The organism is Verrucosispora sp. NA02020 (assembly GCF_013364215.1).
In the GTDB taxonomy this organism is placed as follows: Bacteria; Actinomycetota; Actinomycetes; order Mycobacteriales; family Micromonosporaceae; genus Micromonospora.
This window is the reverse complement of record NZ_CP054923.1, coordinates 5,932,521-5,956,284: the sequence shown is the minus strand read 5'-3', so window position 1 is coordinate 5,956,284 and position 23,764 is coordinate 5,932,521. Positions and strand designations below refer to the sequence as shown.

General features: G+C 73.0%; 19 protein-coding genes. 11 read left to right on the top strand and 8 right to left on the bottom strand.

Annotation, left to right across the window (positions count from 1 at the left end):
• Positions 1–123: 123 nt before the first annotated feature.
• The 3 genes from HUT12_RS26540 to HUT12_RS26530 form a co-directional block, all read right to left on the bottom strand.
• On the bottom strand, positions 124–501 hold the full coding sequence (locus HUT12_RS26540; protein WP_131054261.1) for a hypothetical protein: 378 nt from the start codon (positions 499–501) through the stop codon (positions 124–126).
• Positions 502–630: 129 nt separating this feature from the next.
• Positions 631–1,554, bottom strand: a complete 924-nt coding sequence (locus HUT12_RS26535; RefSeq protein WP_176095082.1) for a hypothetical protein — start codon at positions 1,552–1,554, stop codon at positions 631–633.
• 10 nt (positions 1,555–1,564) lie between these two features.
• Positions 1,565–2,161, bottom strand: a complete 597-nt coding sequence (locus tag HUT12_RS26530; RefSeq protein ID WP_131054263.1) for a hypothetical protein — start codon at positions 2,159–2,161, stop codon at positions 1,565–1,567.
• A 377-nt stretch (positions 2,162–2,538) separates the two neighbouring features.
• On the opposite strand from HUT12_RS26530, the gene HUT12_RS26525 reads away from it, so the two are divergent.
• From HUT12_RS26525 to HUT12_RS26495, 7 genes are all read left to right on the top strand, one after another.
• Positions 2,539–5,313: an ATP-binding protein gene (locus HUT12_RS26525; RefSeq protein ID WP_176095992.1), complete on the top strand. Its 2,775-nt coding sequence runs from the start codon at positions 2,539–2,541 to the stop codon at positions 5,311–5,313.
• Positions 5,313–5,732, top strand: a complete 420-nt coding sequence (locus HUT12_RS26520) for a roadblock/LC7 domain-containing protein (RefSeq protein WP_176095081.1) — start codon at positions 5,313–5,315, stop codon at positions 5,730–5,732. Before HUT12_RS26525 ends, HUT12_RS26520 begins: the two co-directional genes overlap by 1 nt.
• Positions 5,722–6,111 (top strand): DUF742 domain-containing protein, encoded by a 390-nt coding sequence (locus tag HUT12_RS26515; RefSeq protein WP_131054265.1) that lies wholly within the window; start codon positions 5,722–5,724, stop codon positions 6,109–6,111. The genes HUT12_RS26520 and HUT12_RS26515 overlap by 11 nt, the downstream gene beginning before the upstream one ends.
• On the top strand, positions 6,092–6,694 hold the full coding sequence (locus tag HUT12_RS26510; protein ID WP_131054266.1) for an ATP/GTP-binding protein: 603 nt from the start codon (positions 6,092–6,094) through the stop codon (positions 6,692–6,694). Before HUT12_RS26515 ends, HUT12_RS26510 begins: the two co-directional genes overlap by 20 nt.
• A gap of 140 nt (positions 6,695–6,834) precedes the next feature.
• Positions 6,835–7,869 (top strand): lactonase family protein, encoded by a 1,035-nt coding sequence (locus tag HUT12_RS26505; RefSeq protein ID WP_131054267.1) that lies wholly within the window; start codon positions 6,835–6,837, stop codon positions 7,867–7,869.
• Between the two features lie 145 nt (positions 7,870–8,014).
• Positions 8,015–9,778: a substrate-binding domain-containing protein gene (locus tag HUT12_RS26500; protein WP_176095080.1), complete on the top strand. Its 1,764-nt coding sequence runs from the start codon at positions 8,015–8,017 to the stop codon at positions 9,776–9,778.
• A gap of 209 nt (positions 9,779–9,987) precedes the next feature.
• Positions 9,988–11,475, top strand: coding sequence for a sugar transferase (locus HUT12_RS26495; RefSeq protein ID WP_176095079.1), 1,488 nt, complete (start codon positions 9,988–9,990; stop codon positions 11,473–11,475).
• A 10-nt stretch (positions 11,476–11,485) separates the two neighbouring features.
• On the opposite strand, the gene HUT12_RS26490 is transcribed toward HUT12_RS26495, so the two are convergent.
• A complete protein-coding gene (locus HUT12_RS26490; RefSeq protein ID WP_176095078.1) occupies positions 11,486–12,613 on the bottom strand; it encodes a PP2C family protein-serine/threonine phosphatase in 1,128 nt (375 codons plus the stop codon).
• A gap of 98 nt (positions 12,614–12,711) precedes the next feature.
• On the opposite strand from HUT12_RS26490, the gene HUT12_RS26485 reads away from it, so the two are divergent.
• Positions 12,712–13,269: a MarR family winged helix-turn-helix transcriptional regulator gene (locus HUT12_RS26485; RefSeq protein ID WP_131055790.1), complete on the top strand. Its 558-nt coding sequence runs from the start codon at positions 12,712–12,714 to the stop codon at positions 13,267–13,269.
• Between the two features lie 10 nt (positions 13,270–13,279).
• Here the strand turns inward: HUT12_RS26485 and HUT12_RS26480 are convergent, their stop codons facing one another.
• Both HUT12_RS26480 and HUT12_RS26475 read right to left on the bottom strand, forming a co-directional pair.
• Complete coding sequence (locus HUT12_RS26480) at positions 13,280–14,935, bottom strand: PP2C family protein-serine/threonine phosphatase (protein WP_176095077.1); 1,656 nt, start codon at positions 14,933–14,935, stop codon at positions 13,280–13,282.
• 135 nt (positions 14,936–15,070) lie between these two features.
• Entirely contained in the window at positions 15,071–16,330 is a 1,260-nt protein-coding gene (locus tag HUT12_RS26475; RefSeq protein ID WP_176095076.1) for an ROK family transcriptional regulator, read from the bottom strand.
• A 49-nt stretch (positions 16,331–16,379) separates the two neighbouring features.
• Here HUT12_RS26475 and xylA point away from each other — a divergent pair, with 49 nt between their 5' ends.
• The 3 genes from xylA to HUT12_RS26460 all read left to right on the top strand — a co-directional run bounded on the left by xylA (position 16,380) and on the right by HUT12_RS26460 (position 20,781).
• Entirely contained in the window at positions 16,380–17,567 is a 1,188-nt protein-coding gene (gene xylA, locus HUT12_RS26470; RefSeq protein ID WP_176095075.1) for a xylose isomerase, read from the top strand.
• Between the two features lie 9 nt (positions 17,568–17,576).
• Entirely contained in the window at positions 17,577–18,995 is a 1,419-nt protein-coding gene (gene xylB, locus HUT12_RS26465) for a xylulokinase (RefSeq protein ID WP_176095074.1), read from the top strand.
• A 361-nt stretch (positions 18,996–19,356) separates the two neighbouring features.
• Positions 19,357–20,781, top strand: coding sequence for an MFS transporter (locus tag HUT12_RS26460; protein ID WP_176095073.1), 1,425 nt, complete (start codon positions 19,357–19,359; stop codon positions 20,779–20,781).
• A 212-nt stretch (positions 20,782–20,993) separates the two neighbouring features.
• On the opposite strand, the gene HUT12_RS26455 is transcribed toward HUT12_RS26460, so the two are convergent.
• Both HUT12_RS26455 and HUT12_RS26450 read right to left on the bottom strand, forming a co-directional pair.
• Complete coding sequence (locus HUT12_RS26455) at positions 20,994–22,652, bottom strand: glycoside hydrolase family 13 protein (RefSeq protein ID WP_176095991.1); 1,659 nt, start codon at positions 22,650–22,652, stop codon at positions 20,994–20,996.
• A gap of 60 nt (positions 22,653–22,712) precedes the next feature.
• Positions 22,713–23,747: a LacI family DNA-binding transcriptional regulator gene (locus HUT12_RS26450; RefSeq protein ID WP_131053603.1), complete on the bottom strand. Its 1,035-nt coding sequence runs from the start codon at positions 23,745–23,747 to the stop codon at positions 22,713–22,715.
• Between the last annotated feature and the right edge of the window lie 17 nt (positions 23,748–23,764).

Below are 23,764 nucleotides of genomic sequence, written 5' to 3'. Positions count from 1 at the left end.
CAGTAGGTGAGGCGCTGCGGCGGCGGGTTCCCCGGGCCCCTGGTCCGACCGCACCGGTCGGACCAGGGGCCCCTCTCGCCGCGCGGCGCGGGTCCACTCGAACCGGGTGGGCCCGTACCGTGCTCAGGGCACCGTCTTCTCGATCGCCGCCCGGCCGGTCTCGGCCAGCTCACGCCGGGCGCGCTCGATGTTCTCGGGGGTGAGGTCCTGGCCTCGGGCCATCACCAGGTCCTCCGGGTCCCACGGCTGCTCGGCACCGGTACGGATGTCGGCCGGGGCGGCTCCGGTGCCGGTCCCGGTCGCGCCGGTGCCCGCCGCGTACGGGTCGGCGATGACGTCCTCGGTGGGTGCGTCGAGGTCGATCCGCTCACCCGGCCCGGCGAAGGCCGGGGTGTCCCGGTCGGCCCCGCCGCCGGTCATCAACTCGGGCACGCCGCTGTCGTCGTCCACCGCCGCGGCCACCTCGGGGCGCTCCTCCAGCGGTCGGTCGCGATCCGTCATCCTGCCGCCCTCCTGTCCGCCGCACGGTTCCTCCGGCCCCCTGCGGGTACCCGCCGGTCACCGGGCCATGCCTGCGACGACACGACGAAGGCGGGCGTCCCGTCCGGGGACACCCGCCTTCGACGGTGATCAGCGGCCGAGCACCCGGTCGAGGAAGTCGCGGTAACCGCGGACCGCCACCCGGAGCTGCTCGGTGTCGGGCGAGCCCGCATCCTGCCACCCGCCGAGCTTGCTCTTGTGCTCCGCCAGCGCCGCGGACAGCGCCTGCATGGCCTCGTCGACGAGCGACTGCGCCTGACCGGCGGCGGCCTGCGGGTCGTCCACGAAACGGAGCTGGACGTCACGCCAGCGGTCCCGGAAGCCCTGTGCGGTCGACTCGTCGAAGAGGGTCGCCGCGCCGGCCGGAACCGTCGATCCGGCGTCGGTGCCGCCGGCCGGCGACTGCCCGTCCGGGTCGACCATCGTCGCGGTGGCGCTGCCGTAACCGGGGCCGCCAGCCGCTGCCACGTCGGTGGTGTCGACCGTCGACGCGTCACCGGGGAGGTCCCGCGACTCGATCCGCCCGTCGAGGTCGTCGGCCCGGTGGCCGCCCGGCCCACGGTCGACGGCCGTACCAGTGTCGTCGAGTTCGTCGAGGTCGTCGCCGCTCCGGTCGAACTCGGCGGTCGGGTCGGCCCGCAGCCCCTCCCGCTCACCGTCGACCGCGCCGTCGCCCGGCGCCGCGGTGCGCTCCTCGCGCGGGTCGATCTCGTCCTCCGGGCGCGGGCTGGCCAGCGCGGACGCGGCCACCGCGCCACCGACCGAGGTGGCGCCGAAAGCGGTCGGCACCGGAGCGGGATCGGTCACCTCGTCGGCACGGTCGTCGTCGCCCGGCCGACCGTCCCAGGGGCGGTTGCGGTCGGTGGACTCCACCCGGTCGCGGTCCGTCGGCTCGTCGGTGTGGTCGAGGTCGTCCGGTACGTCCCGGTGGTCACCGTTCGGCGGCACTGCCACCGGGGCAGACCGGACGGCCTCGGGGTGGTCGTTGTTGAGCTGCTGCTCGTCTTGCCGCATGGTGCTCTCCTCAGCGGTTCGTGGCGTCATGGGCGGCCTCGGGGTGGCGCTGCTCCGGGGTGGTGGTCGACGCGACCGGTTCCTCGCCGAGCAGGTCGGCGAAGAGGGCGCGGTAGTGGACGACGGCCTGGCGAAGGTCCTCGGTGCCGGCCTCGCCCCGCGAGTTGCGCAGGTGGATCTCGTGCGCGTCCCGGTAGTGGCCGAGCGTCCGGGCGTGCTCGACGGAGAGGTGGGCGAGCTGGTCGGAGAAGTCACCGGTGGGGTAACCCCGCTCGGCGACGAGTCGCGTGACCAGTTCGTCGGCCTGACCGACGGTCTCGGCGGGGGAGTCGATGAAACGCACCTGGAGTTCCTCCCAGGCGGCGGCGTACCGGGCGCGGGACTCGGGGTCCAGCGGGACGAGTTCGAGATCCGCGTGCCGGCGTTCCCGGTCCCGCAGCTCGCGCTCGGCGTCGCTGCGACTGTCCCGCTCGGCGACGACGTGGTCGTACTCCGGGCCGAAGCGTTGCCGTAGCGAACGGCGGCGGCCGGCCACGACGACGGCCGCGGCCACGGCGGCGACCACCAGGATGACGAGGACGGTGACGACTATCTGCGTGGGCGACATGGCTCCTCCTTCGCTTCAGGTATTCCCTCCTGGCACTGATCGCCAATCCCGTTCCGGGGCACTTTCCTCATCCGGATCGGTGGTGGCCAGGGCGGAACGTCGTCCGAAGGGGGCGAAGGGCGGACAGTCACATCGACCGAGGCCGGGACCGGGACGGGCACCGCACGGTCGCCCGTTGCGGGCGGCAGGGGCGTCCTCGGTACGTCCGGCACCGTATAGGTAGTCTCGACAGACGGTAGTGCGTCCGGCGGGGATTACGTATCCTGCCCAAGGCGCCCGAACCCCGGCGCCCCGGCGGGCAGCCGAGGCGCGTGTCGGTGACGGTGCTGCCCGGCCGTGCCGGAGCCCTTCCAGCCACCCTCCCGGGCGAGGTCCGATTGAACACCCGCGACTGGCCGATCCGCTCCAAGCTGACCGCGCTGGTCGTGGTGCCGGTGACCGCGCTGCTGGCACTGTGGATCTTCGCGACCACGCTCACCTTCGGCCCCGCACTGGATCTGCTCGCCGCCCGGACCCTTCTGTACGACCTGGGCCGGCCGGGCGAGACGGTGGTGGCCGAGCTGCAACGGGAGCGGCGGCTCTCGGTTGTCCATCTCGGCTCGCCGCGCACGGTCTGCGGTCAACCACCGACCAACTGCGTACTGCCGGAGCTCGTCGCACAGCGGGACCGCACCGACATCGCGATCGCCGAACTCCAGCGCCGGGTCTCCGGAGAGCAACTGCGCGACGCCGCCGGTGAGCTGCTGGAGACCCGGCTGGACCGGCTCCTCGGCGAACTGGAGGCGCTGCCGTCGGGGCGTGCGTTCATCGATCGCCGGGACCTCGACCGGGCCGGGGTGATCGGTCTCTACAGTGGCATGATCTCGTCCGCGTTCCACACCTTCTCCGCGCTGGCGAACCTGCCGGACCAGGATCTCAACCGGGAGGCGCGGGCGCTGACCGACATCGGCCGCTCGCGGGAGCTGCTCGGTCAGACCGACGCGCTGCTGGCCGGCGCGTTGATCGGCGGACGACTCGCCGAGGGCGAGCACACGCTGCTCGTGCAGGGCATCGCCAACCAGCGCTTCCTGGCCGAGAGCGCGGTGGCCGACCTGCCGGAGCCGGACCGTGTGGCGTACCAGCGGTTGACCGAGCAGGACGAGTTCACGCAGTTGCGGCAGATGCAGGACGAGCTGGTCGCCGCCGATCCCTCGGCCCGACTCCGGATCGACCAGCAGGCCTGGCAGACCAGCTACGACACGGTGCAGCGGTCGCTGCGCGACTTCGAGCTGACCCAGGCCGACGGTCTGGCCGACCGCTCGGTGCCGATGGCGGTGCGCACCCTGGTCCGGCTGGCCGCCGCCGGGCTGCTCGGTCTGGTCGCCGTCGTGCTCTCGCTGGTCGTCGCGCTGCGGGTAGGCCGGTCGCTGGCGAAGCGGTTGACCCAGGTACGCGGCACCGTCAAGGAGGCCGAGGAGCGCCTGCCCGAGGTGGTGGAGCGGCTGCGCCGGGGCGAGCAGGTGGACGTGGCCCACGAGGCGCCGCTGGCCGACCGGGGCGCGGACGAGATCGGCCAGGTGGCCCAGGCGTTCACCGAGGTGCACAAGGCCGCGATCCGGTCCGCCATGGTCGAGGTGAGCCTGCGTCGCGGCCTCAACGAGGTCTTCCTGAACATCGCCCGACGCAGCCAGGGCCTGGTGCACCGGCAGCTCACCGTGCTCGACCGGATGGAACGCGACGCCGAGGATCCGGACCACCTGGCCGAACTGTTCCGGGTGGACCACCTCGCCACCCGGCTGCGGCGGCACGCCGAGGACCTGGTCATCCTCGCCGGTGCGGCACCCGGGCGGGGCTGGCGCAACCCGGTCGCCATGGTGGACCTGATCCGGGGCGCGATCTCCGAGGTCGAGTCGTACGACCGGGTGGACATCGTCAACGTCCAGGCCGCCGGCACGGTGGGTCGGGTCGTCGGCGACGTCATCCACCTGCTCGCCGAACTGATCGAGAACGCCACCGCGTACTCGCCGCCGGACTCCCGTGTGGAGATCTCGGGCGAGCACGTCGCCCACGGGTACGCGCTCTCCGTCACCGATCACGGGCTCGGCATGACGGCCGCCGCCATCGAGGAGGCCAACCGCAAGCTCGCCCGGTCACCGGACTTCGACCCGGCCGAGACCGCGCGGCTGGGGCTGTTCGTGGTCGCGCGGCTCGCCGCCCGGCACGACGTACGCGTGCGGTTGCGGGAGTCGGACGGGACCGGGCTGACCGCCGTGGTGCTGATCCCGGGGGCACTCATCACCGCCGAGCCGTCACCCCTGCCCGACCTGGACACTCCCGCCGGAGACGACCAGGCCACCACCCCGGAACAGCGCCGGCTGGCCCGGGCCACCCGGTTGACCACAGTGCCCCGGCAGACCACGCGATCACAGGCCGAGCCGGAGAAGCCGACCACCACCGAGGCGGTGCCGGCGAGCACGACCGGTGGCCGGGGCGGTCCCACCTTCGGCTCCACGGTCGGCCCGGCCGAGGCGGACGGTCTGCCCCGCCGCATCCGTCAGCGGGGCCCGGCCGCCACCACGCCGTCGGCCGCCACCGCGTCGCCAGACACCGCCGTACCCTCCGCCGCCACCTCATCCCCGGTCGCCGACGCCGCCGGACCGGCGCCGGTCGGGTCGACGCCCCCAGTGGCCTCCGGCACCGGTCCGTCCGGCAGCGGTGCGTCCAGTGACGGGTCGTCCGGTCCGGCCGGGCACCGGGCGGCACCGCGCCGTGCGCAGGACGGCCTCGACGCGCCGACGGTGCAGATGCCGGCGGTGTCCTCGGCGATCGACGGGCCGACGATGCGGCAACCGGTGGTGGTCCCGCGCGGGCCGATCCGGCCGCTCGGCGAGCCGACCCCACGCAGCCCGGAGGAGGCCCGTCGGTTCATGTCGGCACTCCAGGCGGGCACCGCGCGGGGCCGACGCGCCGCCGTCGCGCCTAACGACGACGCGGGGTCCACCGGACCGTCCACCGGAGACGCGGTGCGTACCGGACCGCCGAACGGCGAGGCGGGGCGATCCGGTGCGACCTCCGCCGACCACGAGCAGGACCGAGACACCGAGCCGGCAGGGCCGCCGGCCGGTGACCCGGCGACTGTGCAACCCCCGACCGCGACTGAGAGGGACGCCTGATGCATTCGACGAGGCAGAGTGCCGATCTCGGCTGGTTGTTGGACGACTTGTTGGAGCGGGTACCGACCGCGCGGCAGGCGGTGGTGCTCTCGGCGGACGGGCTGCTCCTCGGCTGCTCCACCGGGATGGACAAGGCCGACGCCGAGCACCTCTGTGCGCTGGCCTCCGGACTGTCCAGCCTGGCCCGGGGCGCGAGCCGCCACCTCACCGGCGGGCCGGTGCGTCAGACGGTGGTGGAGATGGAGGACGCGTACCTCTTCGTGACGGCGGCGGGGCAGGGTGCCTGCCTCGCTGTCGCCAGTGACGCCGATGCCGACATCGGCCTGGTGGCGTACGAGATGGCGATGCTGGTGACCCGGGTGGGCGAGAATCTCGGGACACCGACCCGGGCGTCGGTGGGTGCCGCCGATGCGCACTGACTTACCGGGGAACCAGCACGAATGGCTCGACGCCGATGCCGGGCCGGTGGTCCGGCCGTACACGCTGACCGGTGGCCGGGTACGGGCCAGCGCGGACGCCTTGGACCTGGTGGCGTACGTGCTGGCGAAGCCGGACCCGGACCTCGGCGCCTACCCGGAGCTGTACCCGGAACACCGGCTGTTGGTGGAACTCGCCGGTCGGGGAACGCCGGTCGTGGAACTCGCCGCCGACCTCAATCTCGCCATCGGTGTGGTCCGGGTACTGCTCGGCGATCTACTCTCCCGGGGACTGGTCGCCGTGCACCAGCCGCCACGTGCCACGTACCTGCCCGACAACGACATCCTCAAGGCGGTGGTCGATGGACTCCGTGCGTTATGACGGCGAGCGGCGGGAACACGGTATCCCGATCGCGCTGAAGATCCTCGTCGCCGGTGGCTTCGGCGCCGGCAAGACGACGTTGGTCAGCGCGTTGAGCGAGGTCCGGCCGTTGCAGACCGAGGAGATCCTGACCGGGGCGGGCATCGAGACCGACGACCTCTCCGGGGTGGAGACCAAGTCGACCACCACGGTGGCGATGGACTTCGGCCGCATCACCATCAACGACGACCTCCAGCTCTACCTGTTCGGTACGCCCGGGCAGGACCGGTTCTGGTTCCTCTGGGACGAGCTGGCGTTCGGGGCGCTCGGCGCGGTGGTGCTGGCGGACACCCGGCGGCTGGCCGACTGCTTCCCGTCGATCGACTACTTCGAGCAGCGTGGTATCCCGTTCGTGGTCGGCGTCAACTGCTTCGACAACTCGCAGCGGTTCAGCCTGGAGGCGGTCCGCCGCGCTCTCGACCTCGACGGCAACGTGCCGATGGTGCTCTGCGACGCCCGCGACCGGCAGTCCGGCAAGACAGTGTTGATCTCCCTGGTCGAGCACGTGGCCCGGCAGCGGGGCGAGCCGGTGCCGGCCGCCTGACCCGGTCCCGGAGGCGGGCCGGGGCCGGGCTGCTCCGGGAAGGACCGGAGGTCCGTCGCGGATTCCAGGTCTAACCGGCCCGCATCGGGGCAAGGCTTCTGGTGAGATCGACACGACATTCGGCAGGGAGGCGGAACACGGTGGCGGTTCAGGGCGAGATCGTGCACATCGGCGGCTACACGGCGTCCAGCGGCGGCCGGGCCACCGGCATCGTCGCGGCCCGCCGGGATCCGCACACCGGCGACCTGACGTCGCTGGGCACGGTCGCGGTCACCGCGTCGCCGTCCTTCCTCGCCCGCCACCCCCGACTGCCGATGCTGTACGCCGTCAACGAACTACCCACCGGTGAGATCAGCGCCTGGCGGGTGGGGGCCGACGGAGAGCTGGACGCCGCCGGCACGCAGCCGACCGGTGGCGCGGATCCGTGCCACCTGGCAGTCACGCCGGACGGCGGGCATCTCGTGGTGGCCAACTACAGCAGCGGCAGCGTGACGGTGTTCCCGCTCGACGCCGACGGTGTCCCGGGCGCGCGTACCGACGTGGTGGCCCACCAGGGGCACGGGCCGGACCCCGAGCGGCAGGAGCAGGCGCACGCCCACATGGTCGTGCCCGGCACGGACGGCGCACCGCTGTTCGCCGTCGACCTGGGCACCGACTCGATCTACCGGTACGACCTCGACGCGGCGGGCGCACTGTCGCCCCGGGGTGCCCGGGTACGGACCGCCCCGGGGGTGGGCCCGCGGCACCTGGCCCGGCACCCGGACGGCCGGCGCTGCTACGTCTCGGGCGAGTTGGACGGCTCGGTCCTCACGTACGAGGTGGCCGGCGACGGTGGGCTCCAGGAACTCGGTCGGGTCGAGGCCAGCAGCAGGGGCGGGCACGTACAGCCGTCGGAGATCGCCGTGGGTGCCGACGGGCGTTTCCTCTACGTCGCCAACCGGGGAGTGGGCACGATCACCGTCTTCGCCCTCGGCGCGAAACTTCCGGAGCAGGTCGCCGAGGTGGACACCGGCGGCGAGTGGCCGCGCCACTTCGTCATCATCGGCGAGCACCTCTATGTCGCCGACGAGCGGGCGGATATGGTACGCATTTTTCTCCTCGATCGGGAGACCGGCGTACCGGCGCCACTGGGGGAGCCGCTGGTGGTCGCGAGCCCTACCTGCGTTCTGCCCTGATCGTGGGCCTGAGACATAGATGCATCCACATTGCGCCGTGACTTCGTCACGCAAAGTTATCAAATCGAGGGAAACTGTTTCTCCTCTGTAACTTTCGACCGAACGGCCATGGCAGTCCACCGGCGGGATACGCAAGATGGTCTGCGTGTCAGCAGGCCGCCATCGCATGCGTTCAGGTTTTCACGGCGCCGCCGCCGCGGCGGCGGTCGGCGTTCTCGTCGTCACGGCCGGGGGATGGGTCGGCTATCGCCAACTCGCGGGTCAGGACTGCTCGGGCAAGATCGAGCTGTCCGTCGCCGTGGCCAACGAGATCGCTCCCGCGGTGGACCAAGCGGCCACCGAGTGGGAGGAGAAGGGTGCCGCCGTCGAGGGGACCTGCATCGACGTGACGGTCTCGGCGGCCGACCCGGTCGAGGTGGCGGCGGTGGTGGCGGCCAAGCACGGCGCGACCCTGGCCGGCGTCGGCCAGGCCAGTGGCACCGCGGTGAGCCCCGATGTCTGGATCCCGGACTCCTCCACCTGGCTGCTGCGGCTCAAGACCGGTGGCGCGGCGGCCTTCGAGCCGGGCAACGGGGCGTCGATCGCCAGCAGCCCGGTGGTCGTCGCGATGCCCGAGCCGATCGCCGCCCGGCTGGGCTGGCCGCAGAAGGAACTCGACTGGACCCAGTTGCTGGCCCGGGTCAACAGCGACCGGCCGCTGCGGACCGGGATCGTGGAGCCGACCCGGGACGCCGCCGGGCTGTCCGGCCTGCTGTCGCTGATGACCGCGGCGTCGTCCACCGGTGGTGCCACCGCCGAGCAGGACCGGGTCGGCGCGTTGCGGGCGCTGGCGTCGGGCGCCTCGGCGCTGCGTCAGGACCTGCTCGCGAAGTTCCCGACCTCGACGGACAACACCACGCTCGCCAGTGCGCTCGGTGCGGCGGCCCTCTCCGAAGAGGACGTCATCCAGTACAACGCCCGCAAGCCTCCGGTGCCGCTGGCGGCGCTCTATCTCAAACCGGCGCCGCTGCCGTTGGACTATCCGTACGCGGTACTGCCCGGTATCGATCCGGCCAAGGCGTCCGCCGCCCGTGTGCTGTTCGAGGCGCTGACCACCTCGTCGTTCAAGGACAAGCTGGCCGCGCAGTCGCTGCGCGGGCCGGACGGGAACTGGGGGAGCGGCTTCGCCGCCCCGCAGGGCGCGCCCTCTCCGGCCGGTGGCGACGCCTCCGCAGCGCCCCCGCCGCAGGGCGGGGTGGCCGCCGGCGGACTGGCGCCGGACGCGGTGGAGCGGGCGGTGTCGAGTTGGTCGATCGCGACCCTGTCCGGCCGGATGCTCTGCATCATCGACGTCTCGGGCTCGATGAAGAAGACCGTGCCGACGGCCAACGGGGCAACCCGGCAACAGGTCACCATCGAGGCGGCCCGGCGCGGCCTGAACCTCTTCGACGACTCCTGGTCGATCGGGCTGTGGGTGTTCTCCACCAAGCTGGCCGGGTCGCGGGACTACCGCGAGCTGGTGCCGATCGGGCCGCTGTCACGGCAGCGCGGCACGCTGGAGCGGGGACTGGACACGGTCACCTCGTCCAGCGGTGACACGGGGCTGTACGACACGCTGCTGGCCGCCTACAAGGACGTCCAGCGCAACTGGGAACCGGGCAAGGTCAACTCGATCGTGCTCTTCACCGACGGCAAGAACGAGAACCCGGACGGCATCTCGCAACGTGATCTGCTCGCCGAGCTCGATCGGATCAAGGACCCGGAGCAGCCGATCCAGGTCATCATCGTGGGTATCGGCACCGAGGTGAGCAAGTCGGAGCTGGACACCATCGCCGGTGCAGCCGGTGGCGGGGCGTTCATCGCCGCCGACCCCACCAACATCAGTGACATCTTCCTCAGGGCGATCGCCCTGAGGAAGGCGCCGGCCTGAGCGAATGCACAGGGACGGGGTCTGCGGTACCGGAGAAAGCGGTACGACAGGCCCCTTTCCGGTCGTCCTCCACCCCGGAAAGTGACGGCAATACGTCCGAAGCAATCGGCCGTCATAGTTATCAAGGCAGGATGTTCTCGTGCACCGGCAGATCTGGCCTCCGTCCCGGCCGGTCCCGGGCCGTCTCCGAGTGAAGTGTGGGAGGGCTGGTGACCTCGGCGACGCTGTTGACCCCCGCCAGATCGTCATCGCGATCGGGTGACACTCCGCCATCGAGCGGGTCGGTGCGTGGCGACCAGCGGACGTACGTCCGTACCCTGGTCGTGCTGGACGCCACCGTCCTGTCCGTGGCGGTGCTCATCGGTTACGCGGCTCGATTCGGCGAATCCGTGCCACGTGGTACCCACGTGCCCTACGTCCTGTTCGCGCCGGCCCTGGTGCTGGCCTGGTTGGTCTCCCTGAAGGTCCTGCGCTGCTACGACGACCGGGTGGTCGGCTACGGCGCGGACGAGTACCGGCGGGTGAGCATGGCCAGCCTCCGGCTGGCCGGCGCCGTCGCGATCCTCGGGTACGTCGCCGACGTCGGCGTGTCCCGTGGCTTCCTGGCGATCTCGTTCGCGGTGGGCACGATCGGGCTGGAAGTGGCCCGGTTCGCCGCGCGCAAACGTCTGCACCGAGCCCGGTCGCGGGGGACGGGCTGGTCTCGGCGGGTGCTGGTGGTCGGTGACACCGCACACGTGTTGGAGCTGGTGCACACGCTGCGCCGCGAGCCGTACGCCGGCTACCAGGTGGTCGGCGCCTGCATCCCGGACGCACTGTTGGCTCCGGTGGCGCAGCGGCTCGGTGACGTGCCGGTGGTCGGCTCGTTCCGGGGCATCCCGGAGGCCGCCGACGCCATCGGCGCGGACACGGTCGCGGTCACCGCCTGCGGGGAGCTGACCGCCACCCGGCTGCGCCGACTCGGGTGGCAGCTGGAGGGAACCGGCATCGACCTGGTGCTGGCCCCGGCGCTGACCGACGTCGCGGGCCCGCGCATCCACACCCGCCCGGTCGCCGGGCTGCCCCTGATCCACGTGGAGGCACCCGAGTTCCGTGGGGTGCGCAAACTGGTCAAGGGGCTGGTCGACCGTTCGGTCTCGCTGGTGGCGCTGACCCTGCTGCTGCCGCTGCTGGCAGCCATCGCGCTCGCGGTGAAGGTGAACAGCCGGGGGCCGGTGCTGTTCCGGCAGACCCGGGTGGGTCAGGGCGGGCGTGAGTTCGGCGTCTTCAAGTTCCGCACCATGGTGGTGAACGCGGACGCCCTGCTGGCCGAGTTGACCGTGCGCAACGAGACCGACGGCCTGATGTTCAAGATGCGGGACGACCCCCGGGTGACCCGGGTCGGTCGGCTGCTGCGCAAGTGGTCCCTGGACGAGCTTCCCCAGTTGGTCAACGTGCTGCTGGGGCAGATGAGCCTGGTCGGGCCCCGGCCGCCGCTGCCGTCGGAGGTGGCCCGCTACGACGGCGACGTGGCCCGCCGCCTGCTGGTCAAGCCCGGAATGACCGGTCTCTGGCAGGTCAGCGGCCGGTCCGACCTGAGTTGGGAGGACGGCATCCGGTTGGACCTCTACTACGTGGAGAACTGGTCGCTCGCGGCCGACCTGACCATCCTCTGGAAGACCTTCGGCGCGGTGATCAACAGTCGGGGCGCGTACTGACCCGAGGTGGCTACGGCTGCGGGCCGGTCCAGTCCAGGCACACCACGACCGCGTCGTCGGTCAGGTCGCCGGCGACGAAGGCCCGCAGATCGCCGAGGAGGGAACGGACCGCGTCCAGCGGAGTCATCGGCGCGGTACGGCGCAACATCCGGTCCAGTGCGGTCTCGCCGTACCGGATGTTGCGCCCGGTGGCGTCGATCACCCCGTCGCTGATCATGAAGAGGCGGTCGCCGCGCTGGAGCTGGATGTACTGCTCGACGTAGGTCGTCCCCTCGAACATGCCGAGCGGGAACTGCGCCTCCAGCGGCTGCACGGTGACCTGGCCGGCCCGCAGCAGCACCAGCCGGGGCGAACCGGCGTCGACGGCGGTGAGCAGGCCGGTCCGCAGGTCGAGTTCGAGCAGCAGGGTGGAGAGATGTTGCTCACCCCGGTGCAGGTCGTAGATCGCCTGGTCGGCCAGGGTCGCCTGGTCGGCCAGCGGGATGCCGGCCCGTCGGGCGTTGCGCAGTGCGCAGGTGGCCAGCGTGGTGAGCATCGAGGCGGCCACCCCCTCGCCCATCCCGTTGATCGTCGCGGTCCAGACCCGCTCACCGTCGTCGGACCAGTCGAAGCTGTCGCCACGCACCGCGTACGCGGGTTCGAGCTGGCCGGCCAGGCTGAACGAGGGCCGGGTGCGGCTGCGCCCGGGGAGGAGTTCCCACTGCACCTCGGCCGCGAGCGTGAGCCGTCGGGTACGCCGGGCGATGCGGTACACGTCGGTGCCGGGGTCGACCGCGGTCAGCTCGTGGGCCAGGGACGTGGCGATCTCCAGCAGCTCGCCCAGCAGCCCGTCGTCGGCCAGCGGCGCGACCCGGAGCACTCCGCGCCGTTCACCGCGCATGTTGACCGGCAGGTAACCGGTGCCGTCCGCGTACACCGGGGTCTCGTGGTCGAAACAGCGCCAGGCGGGGTGACCGGGGCTGGTCACCTCGTCGCCCCCGGTGAGCGGGAGCAGCGCGGCCAGGCGGTAGTCGACCTGGAGCAGCTCGGTCTCGGTGATGCCGTACTCCCGCTCCAGCAGCTCCGCGACCCGCCGGACGAGCAGGTCTGCCGGGGCCGCCGTGAGTGTGGCACGGGCCTCGTCGACCGGCTCGCTCATCGTCTCTCCTTGATCACAAGCCCATGCGGCGACAGAATCGGAGTACGCTCAGGCCCACCATGGCGGAACTGCATGGTCCACCGGGACCTGAGACGAGTATGGCTGCCGAGCTGGATACCGCGGCAGGCGCCCTGCTGACCGTCTGGGACGGTGCACGGGAACGGACGGCCAACCGGATCTCCACCGCCCAGCTGCGAGCCGTCATGCTCGTCGAACGGCAGGACGGGATCAACCTGCGCCGGTTGGCCGCCGGGCTGGACATGCTGCTCTCCTCGGCCAGCCGGCTCTGCGACCGGCTGGTCGCCGCCGGGATGCTGGAACGCGAGCCCGGCCGTGCCGACCGCCGGGAGATCTCGCTGCACCTCACCGCCGAGGCCCGCCGGCTCCTCGCCGAGCTGCGCGAGGACCGCCGTCAGCATCTGGCCACGATCCTCGCTGCGATGGCCCCGGAGGCCCGGGAGGCGTTGCTGCACGGGTTGCGCGAGTTCGACGCGGCGGCCCGGGCGCGGGTGATGCGGCCGGTGTCGCCGCTGGTGCCGCAGCAGGAGACGCACCCGGAACAGCTGCCGGCGGGGCTGACCGCCGTGGAGCACGTCGCCGAGCCGCCGGCACGGGGCTGGTCCGCGGGGGAGACCTCGGTCTCCCGCACCGCCTGACCGGCGGCGCTCAACCGTGCCCGGCCGGGCCCACCGCCAGCATCGCCACGTCGTCGTGCCGGTGCCCGCCGCACCACTCGTCGACCAACCGGAGCACCCGGTCGACCAGCGCCGACGGTGACGACCCGGCGACCTCGACCAGGGCCCGGTGCAGCCGCCGCTCGCCGAACATCTCGGTGCCGTGCGGCCCGCCCCGGGCCTCGGTGACCCCGTCGGTGCGGGCCAGCAGCAGCTCACCCGGCCGCAGGCGGATCTCGGCCTCGTCGAACCGCGCCCCCGGCACCGCACCCACCGGCATGCCGCCCACCTGGACCGGGGTCACCGTCCCGGCAGCGTCGACCAGCAGCGGCGCCGGGTGCCCGCCGCCGGCCACCCGTACCCGTAGCCCGCCGTCCGGCTCCGGATGCAGCGCGCCCAGCAGCAGGGTGGTGAACTGGCCGCGACGGGTCGCGTCCGGGATGTCCAGCAGAGCCCGGTCGAGCAGGGCGAGCAACTCCCGGGGCCGGTGTTCGACCAGCCGCAGCGTCTGCAACGACTGCCGGACCCGGCCGGTCAGCACGGCCGCGCCGACGCCCTTGCCGCTGACGTCGCCGAGGGCGAAGAGCGCGCCCCCGTCGGTCGGGAGCACGTCGTAGAAGTCACCGCCGATGCGCAGGCTGTCGCCGGCCGCCCGGTACCCACCGGCGAGCCGTACGCCGCCCACGGCGGGCAGGCCCGGCGGGAGCAGGCTGTTCTGCAGGACCCGGGCCAGGTGGATCTGCGCGTCGTAGAGCTGCGCGGTGGCCAGGGCGGCACCGGCTCGGGCGGCGAACTCCCGGACCAGCTCGACGTCGCGCCGGTCGAACCCGTCACGTGCTCCGGTCCGCACCAGCACCAGCGCGCCCGCCGTCCGCCCGGCCCCCGGCATCGGGCTGACCAGCAGCGTCGCGGCCGGATCGAGATCGTCGGGGATCAGCGGCCCGGCTCCGCCGCGCTCGGTGACGGGCCAGGGCCGTGGGACGCCGGTCTCCCCGTCGAGCGCCTCGACCAGCCCGGGTACGGCGCTGACCGCGTCCCAGCCGGCGGCGCCGAGGGCCGGCGTCGATCCGTGGCCGGAGTGCCGGATCCACTGCGGTTGGTACTCGACCGTCCCGCTCGGCAGGTACACGACCAGGGCCAGGTCGGCGAGGTACGGCACCGGCAGCGTCGCGGCGGCCTGGAGCGCCTGCTCGCGCTGTAGTGCCAGGCCGAGACGGCGTCCGGCCTGGGCCAGGAAGTCGGTACGCCCCCGTTCGGTCCGCAGCGCCTCGGCGCGCAGGTGGTCGTCGGTGACGTCCCGCACGTACCACGCCGACCGGTCACCGGCCAACGGGCGGCGGATGCCCCGGAGCCGCCGGTCCCGGTGCTCACCCTCGACGTCGTCCGCGCCGGTCGCGTACGCCTGCGACAGCATCGTCACCGGGGAGCCGGGCAGGGCGACGCCCGGGTGCAGCTCCGGCAGCAGCGCGCTGGCCGTGGCGTTGACCAGGAGAACCTGCCCGACGCTGTCGGCGATCAGCACCGCCTCGGCGAGCCCGTCGAGGAGTTCCCGCGCGAGATCCGGGTCCACCGAGGGGGCGGAGCCGAGGCGGCCGGCTCGCCCACGGCCGGTGGCGCCGGCGGCCGGGCCCCGTCGGGTCCTGGTCACCGGCGGTCGCCCTGCGCCACGCGCTGTCGACCTGTACGCATGCCGGTGCTCTGCTCCTCGGGTCCACGGGTTTGTTGCCTGGGGGCAAGGGTACCGAGGTCCTCCGAGGGCCGTCCGTCCAGGAACGCCGGGGGCCTAGAGCCGGGCCAGCCATCCGGCGGGTCGGGCGATGATCCGGCGCACCACCGAGCCCGCCGCGCCCACCGCGGCGGCCGTGGCGCCGAGGGTCGCCGGTCGTACGGTCACCGGTGACCAGGCGGCGGTGAGTACCCGACGTTCGATCTCGGCGAGCACCGGCGGCCGGATCCAGGGGGCGAGCGGGGCGTAACCACCGCCGAGTACCACGGTGTCCAGGTCCAGCAGGTTGATCACGCTCGACACGGTGATCCCGATGGCCGTACCGGCCTCGTGCAGCGCGTGCCGGGCGGTGGGCTCACCGGCCTCGGCGAGTTGGGCCAGCCGCACCGATGCGGTGTCGGCCGGCAGGTCGGCCCCGGCCAGGCCGGCGGCGGCGAGGATCGCCTCCTGTCCGGCGTAACGCTCCAGGCAGCCCCGGCCGCCACACCGGCAGGGCGGTCCGTCCGGCCGCACCGGGATGTGCCCGATCTCGCCGCTCCAGCCCCGGACGCCCCGGAACAACGCGCCGTCGAGCACGATCCCGGCACCGATGCCGACCTCGCCGGAGAGGTGCAGGAAGCTGCCCGGTCCGGCGCCGGCGTGCAGTTCGCTGAGCGCGGCGAGGTTGGCCTCGTTGTCCACCACCAGCGCCGGTACGCCCTCGACGGTCTCGGTGAGCGGCGGGAGCGCGGCCAGCAGTTCCGGCACCGGCACGTCCCGCCAGCTCAGGTTCGGCGCGAGGCGGACCCGGCCGGTGTCGTCGACCAACCCGGGTACGCCGAGGGCCGCGCCGGCCAGGGTGAGGCCCTGGGCGTCGGCGTCGGCGCGCGCCTGGGCGGCGAGCCGGGCCAGCCGGGCCAGCGCGTCGGTGGGGGAGACCGGGCGCAGGTCGGCCCGGTGCACGGTGTGGTGCCGGACCTCGCCGGAGAGGTCGACCACGCAGGCGGCCAGGTAGTCGACGTTGATCTCCAGCCCGAGCCCGGCCGGGCCGTCACCGGCGAGCACCAGGCCACGGGCGGGTCGCCCGGCACCGGAGCGTGGCGTCGGCTCGGCCTCGGTGACCAGTCGACCGGCGACGAGGTCCTCCACCACGGCCGAGACGGTGGCTCGGGTCAGCCCGGTCTCGGCCGCCAGCGCGGCCCGGGAGGGCGGGCGGTCGGCCGCGGCGATCCGGCCGAGGACGAGGGCGAGGTTCAGCTCACGCAGGCTGCCCTGGCGTACGCCACCGGCCGGGGCTGCGAGTCGGGTCACCCCTTGACACTGCCACATCGCGGCCATTTAATTCAACCACTGAACAAATAGCGGACGACACCACCGGAGGTCTGTAATGGCATCCCGTCCCACCCCCGTCGACAAGTTCTCCTTCGGCCTCTGGACGGTCGGCTGGCAGGGCCGAGACCCGTTCGGTCACGCCACCCGACCGGCCCTGGACCCGGTGGAGTCGGTGCACCGGCTCGCCGAACTGGGCGCGTACGGCGTCACCTTCCACGACGACGACCTCGTGCCGTTCGGTGCGGACGCCGCCGCCCGCGACGGCCAGATCGCCCGGTTCCGCAAGGCGCTCGACGAGACCGGCCTGGTGGTGCCGATGGTCACCACCGACCTCTTCCAGCAGCCCGTCTTCAAGGACGGCGGCTTCACCAGCAACGACCGCGACGTCCGGCGGTACGCGCTGCGCAAGGTGCTGCGCAACGTCGACCTCGCCGCCGAGCTGGGCGCGCAGACCTTCGTCATGTGGGGCGGCCGGGAAGGCGGCGAGTACGACGTCGCCAAGGACGTGCAGGCCGCGCTGGACCGCTACCGCGAGGCGGTCGACCTGCTCTGCCAGTACGTCGTCGACCGTGGCTACGACCTGCGTTTCGCGCTGGAGCCCAAGCCGAACGAGCCGCGCGGCGACATCCTGCTGCCGACCGTCGGGCACGCGCTGGCCTTCATCTCCACGCTCGCCCACCCCGACCGGGTCGGCGTCAACCCGGAGGTCGGCCACGAGCAGATGGCCGGGCTGAACTTCGTGCACGGCATCGCCCAGGCGCTCTGGCAGGGCAAGCTGTTCCACATCGACCTCAACGGCCAGCGCGGCATCAAGTACGACCAGGACCTGGTCTTCGGCCACGGTGACCTGCTCAACGCGTTCGCGCTGGTGGACCTGCTGGAGCACGGCGCCCCGGGTGGCGGCCCGGGGTACGACGGGCCGCGCCACTTCGACTACAAGCCCTCCCGCACCGAGGACATGGACGGGGTGTGGGTCTCCGCCGCCGCGAACATGCGGACCTACCTGCTGCTCAAGGAGCGGGCCGCGGCGTTCCGGGCCGACCCCGAGGTGGTCGAGGCACTGGCCGCCGCCAAGGTCGGCGAGCTGGGCGTACCGACCCTGGGCGAGGGTGAGGGCTACGCCGAGCTGCTCGCCGACACCAGCGCGTTCGAGGGCTACGACGTCGACGCGGCCGGCGCCAAGGGCTTCGGCTTCATCCGGCTCAACCAGCTCGCCGTCGAGCACGTGCTCGGCGCGCGCTGAGGCGACGGCATGCCGCTCGTCGCGGGGGTGGACTCCTCCACCCAGTCCTGCAAGGTGGTCGTCCGGGACGCGGACACCGGTGACCTGGTCCGCCAGGGCCGGGCCCCGCACCCGGACGGCACCGAGGTCGACCCCTCGGCCTGGTGGTCGGCCCTCCAGACGGCGATCGACGCCGCCGGTGGGCTGGACGACGTCGCCGCCGTCTCCGTCGCCGGCCAGCAGCACGGCATGGTCTGCCTGGACGAGTCGGGCGAGGTGGTGCGGCCGGCGCTGCTGTGGAACGACACCCGCTCCGCGCAGGCCGCCGCCGACCTGGTCGAGGAGGCCGGCGCCGGTACGGCGGGCCGGCAGTTCTGGGCTGACGCGGTGGGCAGCGTGCCGGTGGCGAGTTTCACCGTCACCAAGCTGCGCTGGCTGGCCCGGCACGAGCCGGCCAACGCCGACCGGGTGGCCGCCGTCTGCCTGCCGCACGACTGGTTGACCTGGCGGCTGTCCGGATCGTCCGACCTGGCGGCGTTGCGGACCGACCGCAGTGACGCCAGCGGCACCGGATACTGGTCGCCGGCCACCGGCGAGTACCGCCCCGACCTGCTGGAACGGGCGCTCGGCCGGACGGTACGGGTGCCGACCGTGCTGGGTGCCGCCGAGGCGGCCGGCGCGCTGCCCGGCGGTGCGCTGCTCGGACCCGGCGCGGGGGACAACGCCGCCGCCGGGTTCGGGGTCGGCGCCGGACCCGGCGACGTGGTCGTCTCGATCGGCACCTCCGGCACCGTGTTCAGCGTCGCCGACGCCCCGGCCGCCGACCCGACCGGGATCGTCGCCGGCTTCGCCGACGCCAGCGGCCGGTTCCTGCCGCTGGTCTGCACCCTCAACGCGGCCCGGGTGCTGGACGCCGCCGCCGGGATGCTGCGGGTCGGCTTGGACGAGTTGGCCGAGCTGGCGCTGTCGGCACCGCCCGGTGCGGACGGGCTGGTCCTGGTGCCGTACCTGGAGGGTGAGCGGACGCCGAACCGGCCGCTGGCCACCGGGGCGGTGCACGGGCTGACCCTGGGTACCTCGACCCCGGCCCACCTGGCCCGGGCAGCGGTGGAGGGCCTGCTCTGCGCGCTCGCCGACGGGCTGGACGCGCTGGCCGCCCACGGGGCGACCGTCCGGCGGGTGATCCTGGTCGGTGGTGGGGCCCGCTCCGCCGCCGTCCGCCGGATCGCCGCCCAGGTCTTCGGCAGCCCGGTGGTCGTCCCACCCCCCGGCGAGTACGTCGCCGACGGGGCCGCCCGCCAGGCCGCCTGGCTGGCCCTCGGTGGTGCGGAACCGCCGTCGTGGTCACCGTCCGGCACCGAGGAGTACGCCGCCGAGCCGGTGCCGGCCATCCGGGAGCGTTACGCCGAAGCCCGGGAGCGTCACCTGGACCGCCTGACGGCCGGATAGCGCACGCGTTCCGGGCCGGGGTGCGACACCGCCCCGGCCCGGATCCCGCCGCCCAAGGTCGTGCTCGCCCCAAGGTCGTGCTCGCCCCAAGGTCGTGCTCGATCCAGGATCGAGTGGTCATTGCGGCGCCGGGATGCCACTCGATCCAGGATCGAGCGTGATCATCGCGACGCGGGCGACGCGATCCGCGGGCCGGATGAGGGCGTCGGACCTCGTCCGGTCGGTCGGAGTCGTGGCATGTTCGGCAGGTCGGCGGCCTGGGTGGATCGGTGGCGCGGGTTCGGACCGGTCCGCCCGTCGCGGTGACGGGATGGGTGGACCCGGTGACCAGGCCGATATCCGGTCCTGGTTGGCTGCCGGCATGACCTTGCGCACGGGCCGATCCGCGCGGGTGTGGGGCGGGAGCGCCACGCACCGGATCTACAGCGTCGTGGTCTTCGTGCTGCTCGCCTCGCTGGACAACGTGGCGATCGGGCTGGTGCCGCCGCTCTACGGCGCGATCGCCGACTCCTTCGCGGTGCCGCAGCGCCTGCTCGGCCTGGTCACTGCGATCAGCTTCCTGGTCAGTGCCGTCGCGGCGGTCGGCTGGGCGTATTTCGGGGACCGCACCAACCGCAAGCCACTGCTCATGATCGGCACGCTGATCTGGGCGGTCGGCACCGGCGGCAGCGGTCTGGCCGACAACTACCCGACGTTCCTCGCCGCGCAGCTGCTGGCGGCGATCGGGCTCGGTGCGGTCGGATCGGTCGGCTTCTCGGTCGTCACCGACCTGATCTCGCCCCGCCGCCGTGGCCTGGTGATGAGCTTCTGGGGACTCTCCCAGGGCATCGGCACGCTGGCCGGCACGCTGGTCGGCGGGCTGCTGGGCGCGGCCGACTGGCGACGCCCGTTCCTCCTGCTCACCGTCGTCGGCCTGGCCGCCACCGCGGCGTACCTGTTCACCTACGACATCCGGCGCGGGCAGAGCGAACCGGAACTGGCCGCCGCGCTCGCGACCGGTGCCGAGTACGACCACCGGATCAGCCGCTCCGACCTGCCGGTCATCCTCGGTCGGCGGACCAACCGGTGGCTCGTCCTGCAGGGCCTCACCGCACAGGCCGCGTTCGGTTCGCTGGTCTGGCTGCCGGTGCTCTTCACCGAGCGGGCACGCGACCAGGGCTACTCACCGGCGACGGCGATCGTGGTGGGCAGCGTCTTCGCCACCCTGTTCCAGCTTGGCGGCGTGTTCTCCATCGTCGGCGGTCTGATCGGCGACGCGCTGCAACGGCGTACGCCCTCCGGCCGGGCTCTGGTCGCCGCGGTCGGCATCCTCGCCGCGGTCCCGCTCTACCTGGTGCTGTTCTTCGTGCCGATCCGCATCGACGTGCCCGACGGCGCTGGTACCGGCGCGGTGGTGGCGGCGGTGGTGGGCAGTGTGTTCACCGAGCCGACGGTCGGGCTGAGCCTGCTCACCGCAATGCTGGCGTTGGCGTTGACGTCGGCGAACTCACCGAACTGGTTCGCGTTGATCGCCGACGCCAACCCGCCCGAGCACCGGGGCACCGTCTACAGCCTCGGCAACCTGGTCAACGGGGTGGGGCGGGCGGCCGGCAACGGGCTGGTCGGCGTGGTCTTCCACGCCCTGCGGGCGGCCTTCCCGCCGCCGCTGAACTACGCCGTCGGGCTGGCCGCGTTCCAGCTCTTCTTCATCCCCACCGGGATCATGTACTGGTTCGCCGCCCGGACGTCGCCCAAGGACATCGCCGACGTCCGCGACCTGCTGCACACCCGCGCCGAAAAGCTGTGACAGATGTAAGGAAGGGCACCTTATTAACGCCTCGTGCATAGCAAGGGCCCCCTGTTAACAAACGACCGCCAGCCGGCGGGCCGCACGGGACAGCCCCGGCCGGCGGCTGCTCGCCTTGCCGCAGTCCGCGACGGGCGGTGTTAACAGGGGGCCCTTCCTCTACCTGAGGCGTTAATAAGGTGCCCTTCCTTACACCCAGCCCCGGCGCACGGTCAGGGGGTGTGGAGCCAGACGGTGACGTCGGTGGGGAGGGAGCCGTCCTCGTTGAGCGGGGCGCTGCTGTGCAGCACCTCGCCGTCGGGCACCGGCACGGACTCCGGGCCGAAGTTGGTCGAGACGACCAGGTCGCCGTTGCGGAAGGTCAGCACGTCGTCGCCGGAGGAGAGCCACTCCAGGGTGCCCCGACCCAACCCGTGCGTACGCCGCAGCCGCAACGCCGTGCGGTACATCTCGTACGTCGAGCCGGGCACGTCGCGCTGGCGGTCCCGGGCGTACTCGGCCCAGACCGGCGGCTGCGGCAGCCAGCTCGCGTTGGTGGGCCCGAACCCGTACGACGGGGCGTCGGCCTCCCACGGGATCGGCACCCGGCAGCCGTCGCGGCCCCGCTGGGTGTGCCCACTGCGTTCCCAGGTCGGGTCCTGCCGGGCCTCGTCGGGCAGGCTGGTGTGCTCGGGCAGACCCAACTCCTCGCCCTGGTAGAGGTAGGCCGAACCGGGCAGACCGAGCATCAGCAGGGTGGCCGCCCGGGCACGGCGCAGCCCGAGCGCAGCGTCCGGCTGCTCGTCGCCGACGCCGATGCCGTTGGGCCGGGCGGTGCCGACCGGCAGCCCGAGCCGGGACGCGTGCCGGACCACGTCGTGGTTGGAGAGCACCCACGTGGTGGGTGCGCCGACCGCGTCGGTGGCCTCCAGAGACCGGGTGATCACCGCGTACTGGGCGGGGGCGGTCCAGGAGGCGACCAGGTACTCGAAGTTGAACGCCTGGTGCATCTCGTCGGGGCGGACGTAGCGGGCCAGCCGCTCGGCCGGCTCCACCCACGCCTCGGCGACCAGGACGCGTTCCCCGGGGTAGCCGTCCAACAGCCGCCGCCACTCCCGGTAGATCTCGTGTACGCCGTCCTGGTCCCACATCGGCGGGCGGGGCTTGTCGGCCTCCTGCCCGGAGAGGATCTCCTGCGGCTCCCGCCAGTCGGCGAGGTCGGCCTGCTTGACCAGCCCGTGCGCGACGTCGACGCGGAAGCCGTCCACGCCCCGGTCCAGCCAGAACCGCAGCACGTCCAGGAACTCGGTGCGTACCTCCGGTGCGTCCCAGTTCAGGTCGGGCTGGGCGGTGTCGAACAGGTGCAGGTACCACTGCCCGTCGGGGACCCGGGTCCAGGCCGGTCCGCCGAAGACGCTCTGCCAGTCGTTGGGCGGCTCGGTGCCGTCCGGGCCCCGGCCGTCGCGGAAGACGTACCGCTGCCGTTCGGGGCTGCCCGGCGCGGCGGCCAGGGCGGCCTGGAACCACCGGTGTGCCGACGAGGTGTGGTTGGGCACCAGGTCGACGATCACCCGCAGCCCCCGGGCGCGGGCCTGCGCGATCAGCTCGTCGGCGTCGGCGAGCGTGCCGAACAGCGGCTCCACGTCCCGGTAGTCGGCCACGTCGTAACCGGCGTCGGCCTGCGGCGACGGATAGAACGGGGAGAGCCAGACCGCGTCGACCCCCAGTTCGGCGAGGTGGTCGAGGCGGGCGGTGATTCCCGGCAGGTCGCCGATCCCGTCGCCGTTGGCGTCGGCGAACGAGCGCGGGTAGATCTGGTAGATCACCGCCTCGGTCCACCAGCCCGTGATCGGGGCGGAGGGCGTGGTCTGCTGCGTCGCGTTGTCGTTCAGGACGGACTCCCGTAATCGAGCCGGCCCGGCGGGTCGCCGGACGACGATGGTGACTGGTCGTTAGTGTGCCCGCGCCGGTGCGGTCGATTCCCGCACGACGAGCCGAGTGTTCAGGATCACCGGCGACGTGGCCCGGTGCGGTCCGGGCTGCCGGGGCGGTCCGGCGAGCGGGTCGAGCAGCAGTTTCGCGGCCAACCGGCCCTGCTCGGCGGCGGGCTGGGCGATGGTGCTCAGCCCGAGCACCCCGGCGAGCGCGTGGTCGTCGATGCCGATCACGCTGACGTCCTGGGGTACCCGCAGGCCGGCGTCGCGTAACGCGGTCAGCGCGCCCATCGCCATCTCGTCACAGGCGGCGAAGATCGCGGTGGGCGGGTCGCCCCGACGCAGCAGTTCCTCGGTGGCCCGGGTGCCACCGGCGATGTCGAACCGGGACTCCACGTCGAGGCTCGGGTCGGGTGACAACCCGGCGGCGCGCAGCGCCTCCTGATAGCCCCGGCGCCGGTCCAGGTGCGCGGTGAAGGCGAGCTCGTCGTCGGGGTCGCCGGAGATGTGGGCGATGCGTCGGTGGCCGAGGTCCAGCAGGTGCCGGGTGGCGGTCCGCGCGGCAACCACGTCGTCGATGCGTACGCAGGGCCAGCCCGGTACGTCGGTGCCGGAGCTGACGGTCACGCCGGGCAGGTCGAGTGCGGCGAGGGCGCTCAGCTCGGGTGCCCGCAGCGGGGTGGCGACCAGCATCACCGCGTCCACCCGTTTGTGCAGGTTGGCGGGGTGCAGCAGCCGTTGCCGGTTCTGCTCCCGGCCACCGAGGTTGTGCAGCAGCAGGTCGTAGCCCGCCTGGTGCAGGAAGTCCTCGACCGCTTCGACGACGACGCCGAAGAACCACCGGGTGATCCGGGGGACGACCACCGCGACGGTGCCGGTGCGTCCGCCGGCCAGCCGGGAGGCGCTCGGCGACACGGCGTACTGCAACTGCTCGGCGGCGGCCAGCACCCGGTGTCGCGTGGCGGCCGACACGGTCGGCAGTCCGCGTAGTGCCCGGGAGACGGTGGCCGTGGAGACTCCGGCCAGCCGGGCGACGTCGTCGATCCTGGTCACGCTTACCCCGCTCATGT

Excerpts from the sequence above, each read along its gene's own strand:
- HUT12_RS26540 (WP_131054261.1), bottom strand. The coding sequence starts at position 501 with ATGACGGATCGCGACCGACCGCTGGAGGAGCGCCCCGAGGTGGCCGCG.
- HUT12_RS26535 (WP_176095082.1), bottom strand. The coding sequence starts at position 1,554 with ATGCGGCAAGACGAGCAGCAGCTCAACAACGACCACCCCGAGGCCGTC.
- HUT12_RS26530 (WP_131054263.1), bottom strand. The coding sequence starts at position 2,161 with ATGTCGCCCACGCAGATAGTCGTCACCGTCCTCGTCATCCTGGTGGTC.
- HUT12_RS26520 (WP_176095081.1), top strand. The coding sequence starts at position 5,313 with ATGCATTCGACGAGGCAGAGTGCCGATCTCGGCTGGTTGTTGGACGAC.
- HUT12_RS26515 (WP_131054265.1), top strand. The coding sequence starts at position 5,722 with ATGCGCACTGACTTACCGGGGAACCAGCACGAATGGCTCGACGCCGAT.
- HUT12_RS26510 (WP_131054266.1), top strand. The coding sequence starts at position 6,092 with ATGGACTCCGTGCGTTATGACGGCGAGCGGCGGGAACACGGTATCCCG.
- HUT12_RS26490 (WP_176095078.1), bottom strand. The coding sequence starts at position 12,613 with ATGAGCGAGCCGGTCGACGAGGCCCGTGCCACACTCACGGCGGCCCCG.
- HUT12_RS26485 (WP_131055790.1), top strand. The coding sequence starts at position 12,712 with ATGGCTGCCGAGCTGGATACCGCGGCAGGCGCCCTGCTGACCGTCTGG.
- HUT12_RS26475 (WP_176095076.1), bottom strand. The coding sequence starts at position 16,330 with ATGGCCGCGATGTGGCAGTGTCAAGGGGTGACCCGACTCGCAGCCCCG.
- xylA (WP_176095075.1), top strand. The coding sequence starts at position 16,380 with ATGGCATCCCGTCCCACCCCCGTCGACAAGTTCTCCTTCGGCCTCTGG.
- xylB (WP_176095074.1), top strand. The coding sequence starts at position 17,577 with ATGCCGCTCGTCGCGGGGGTGGACTCCTCCACCCAGTCCTGCAAGGTG.
- HUT12_RS26460 (WP_176095073.1), top strand. The coding sequence starts at position 19,357 with ATGACCTTGCGCACGGGCCGATCCGCGCGGGTGTGGGGCGGGAGCGCC.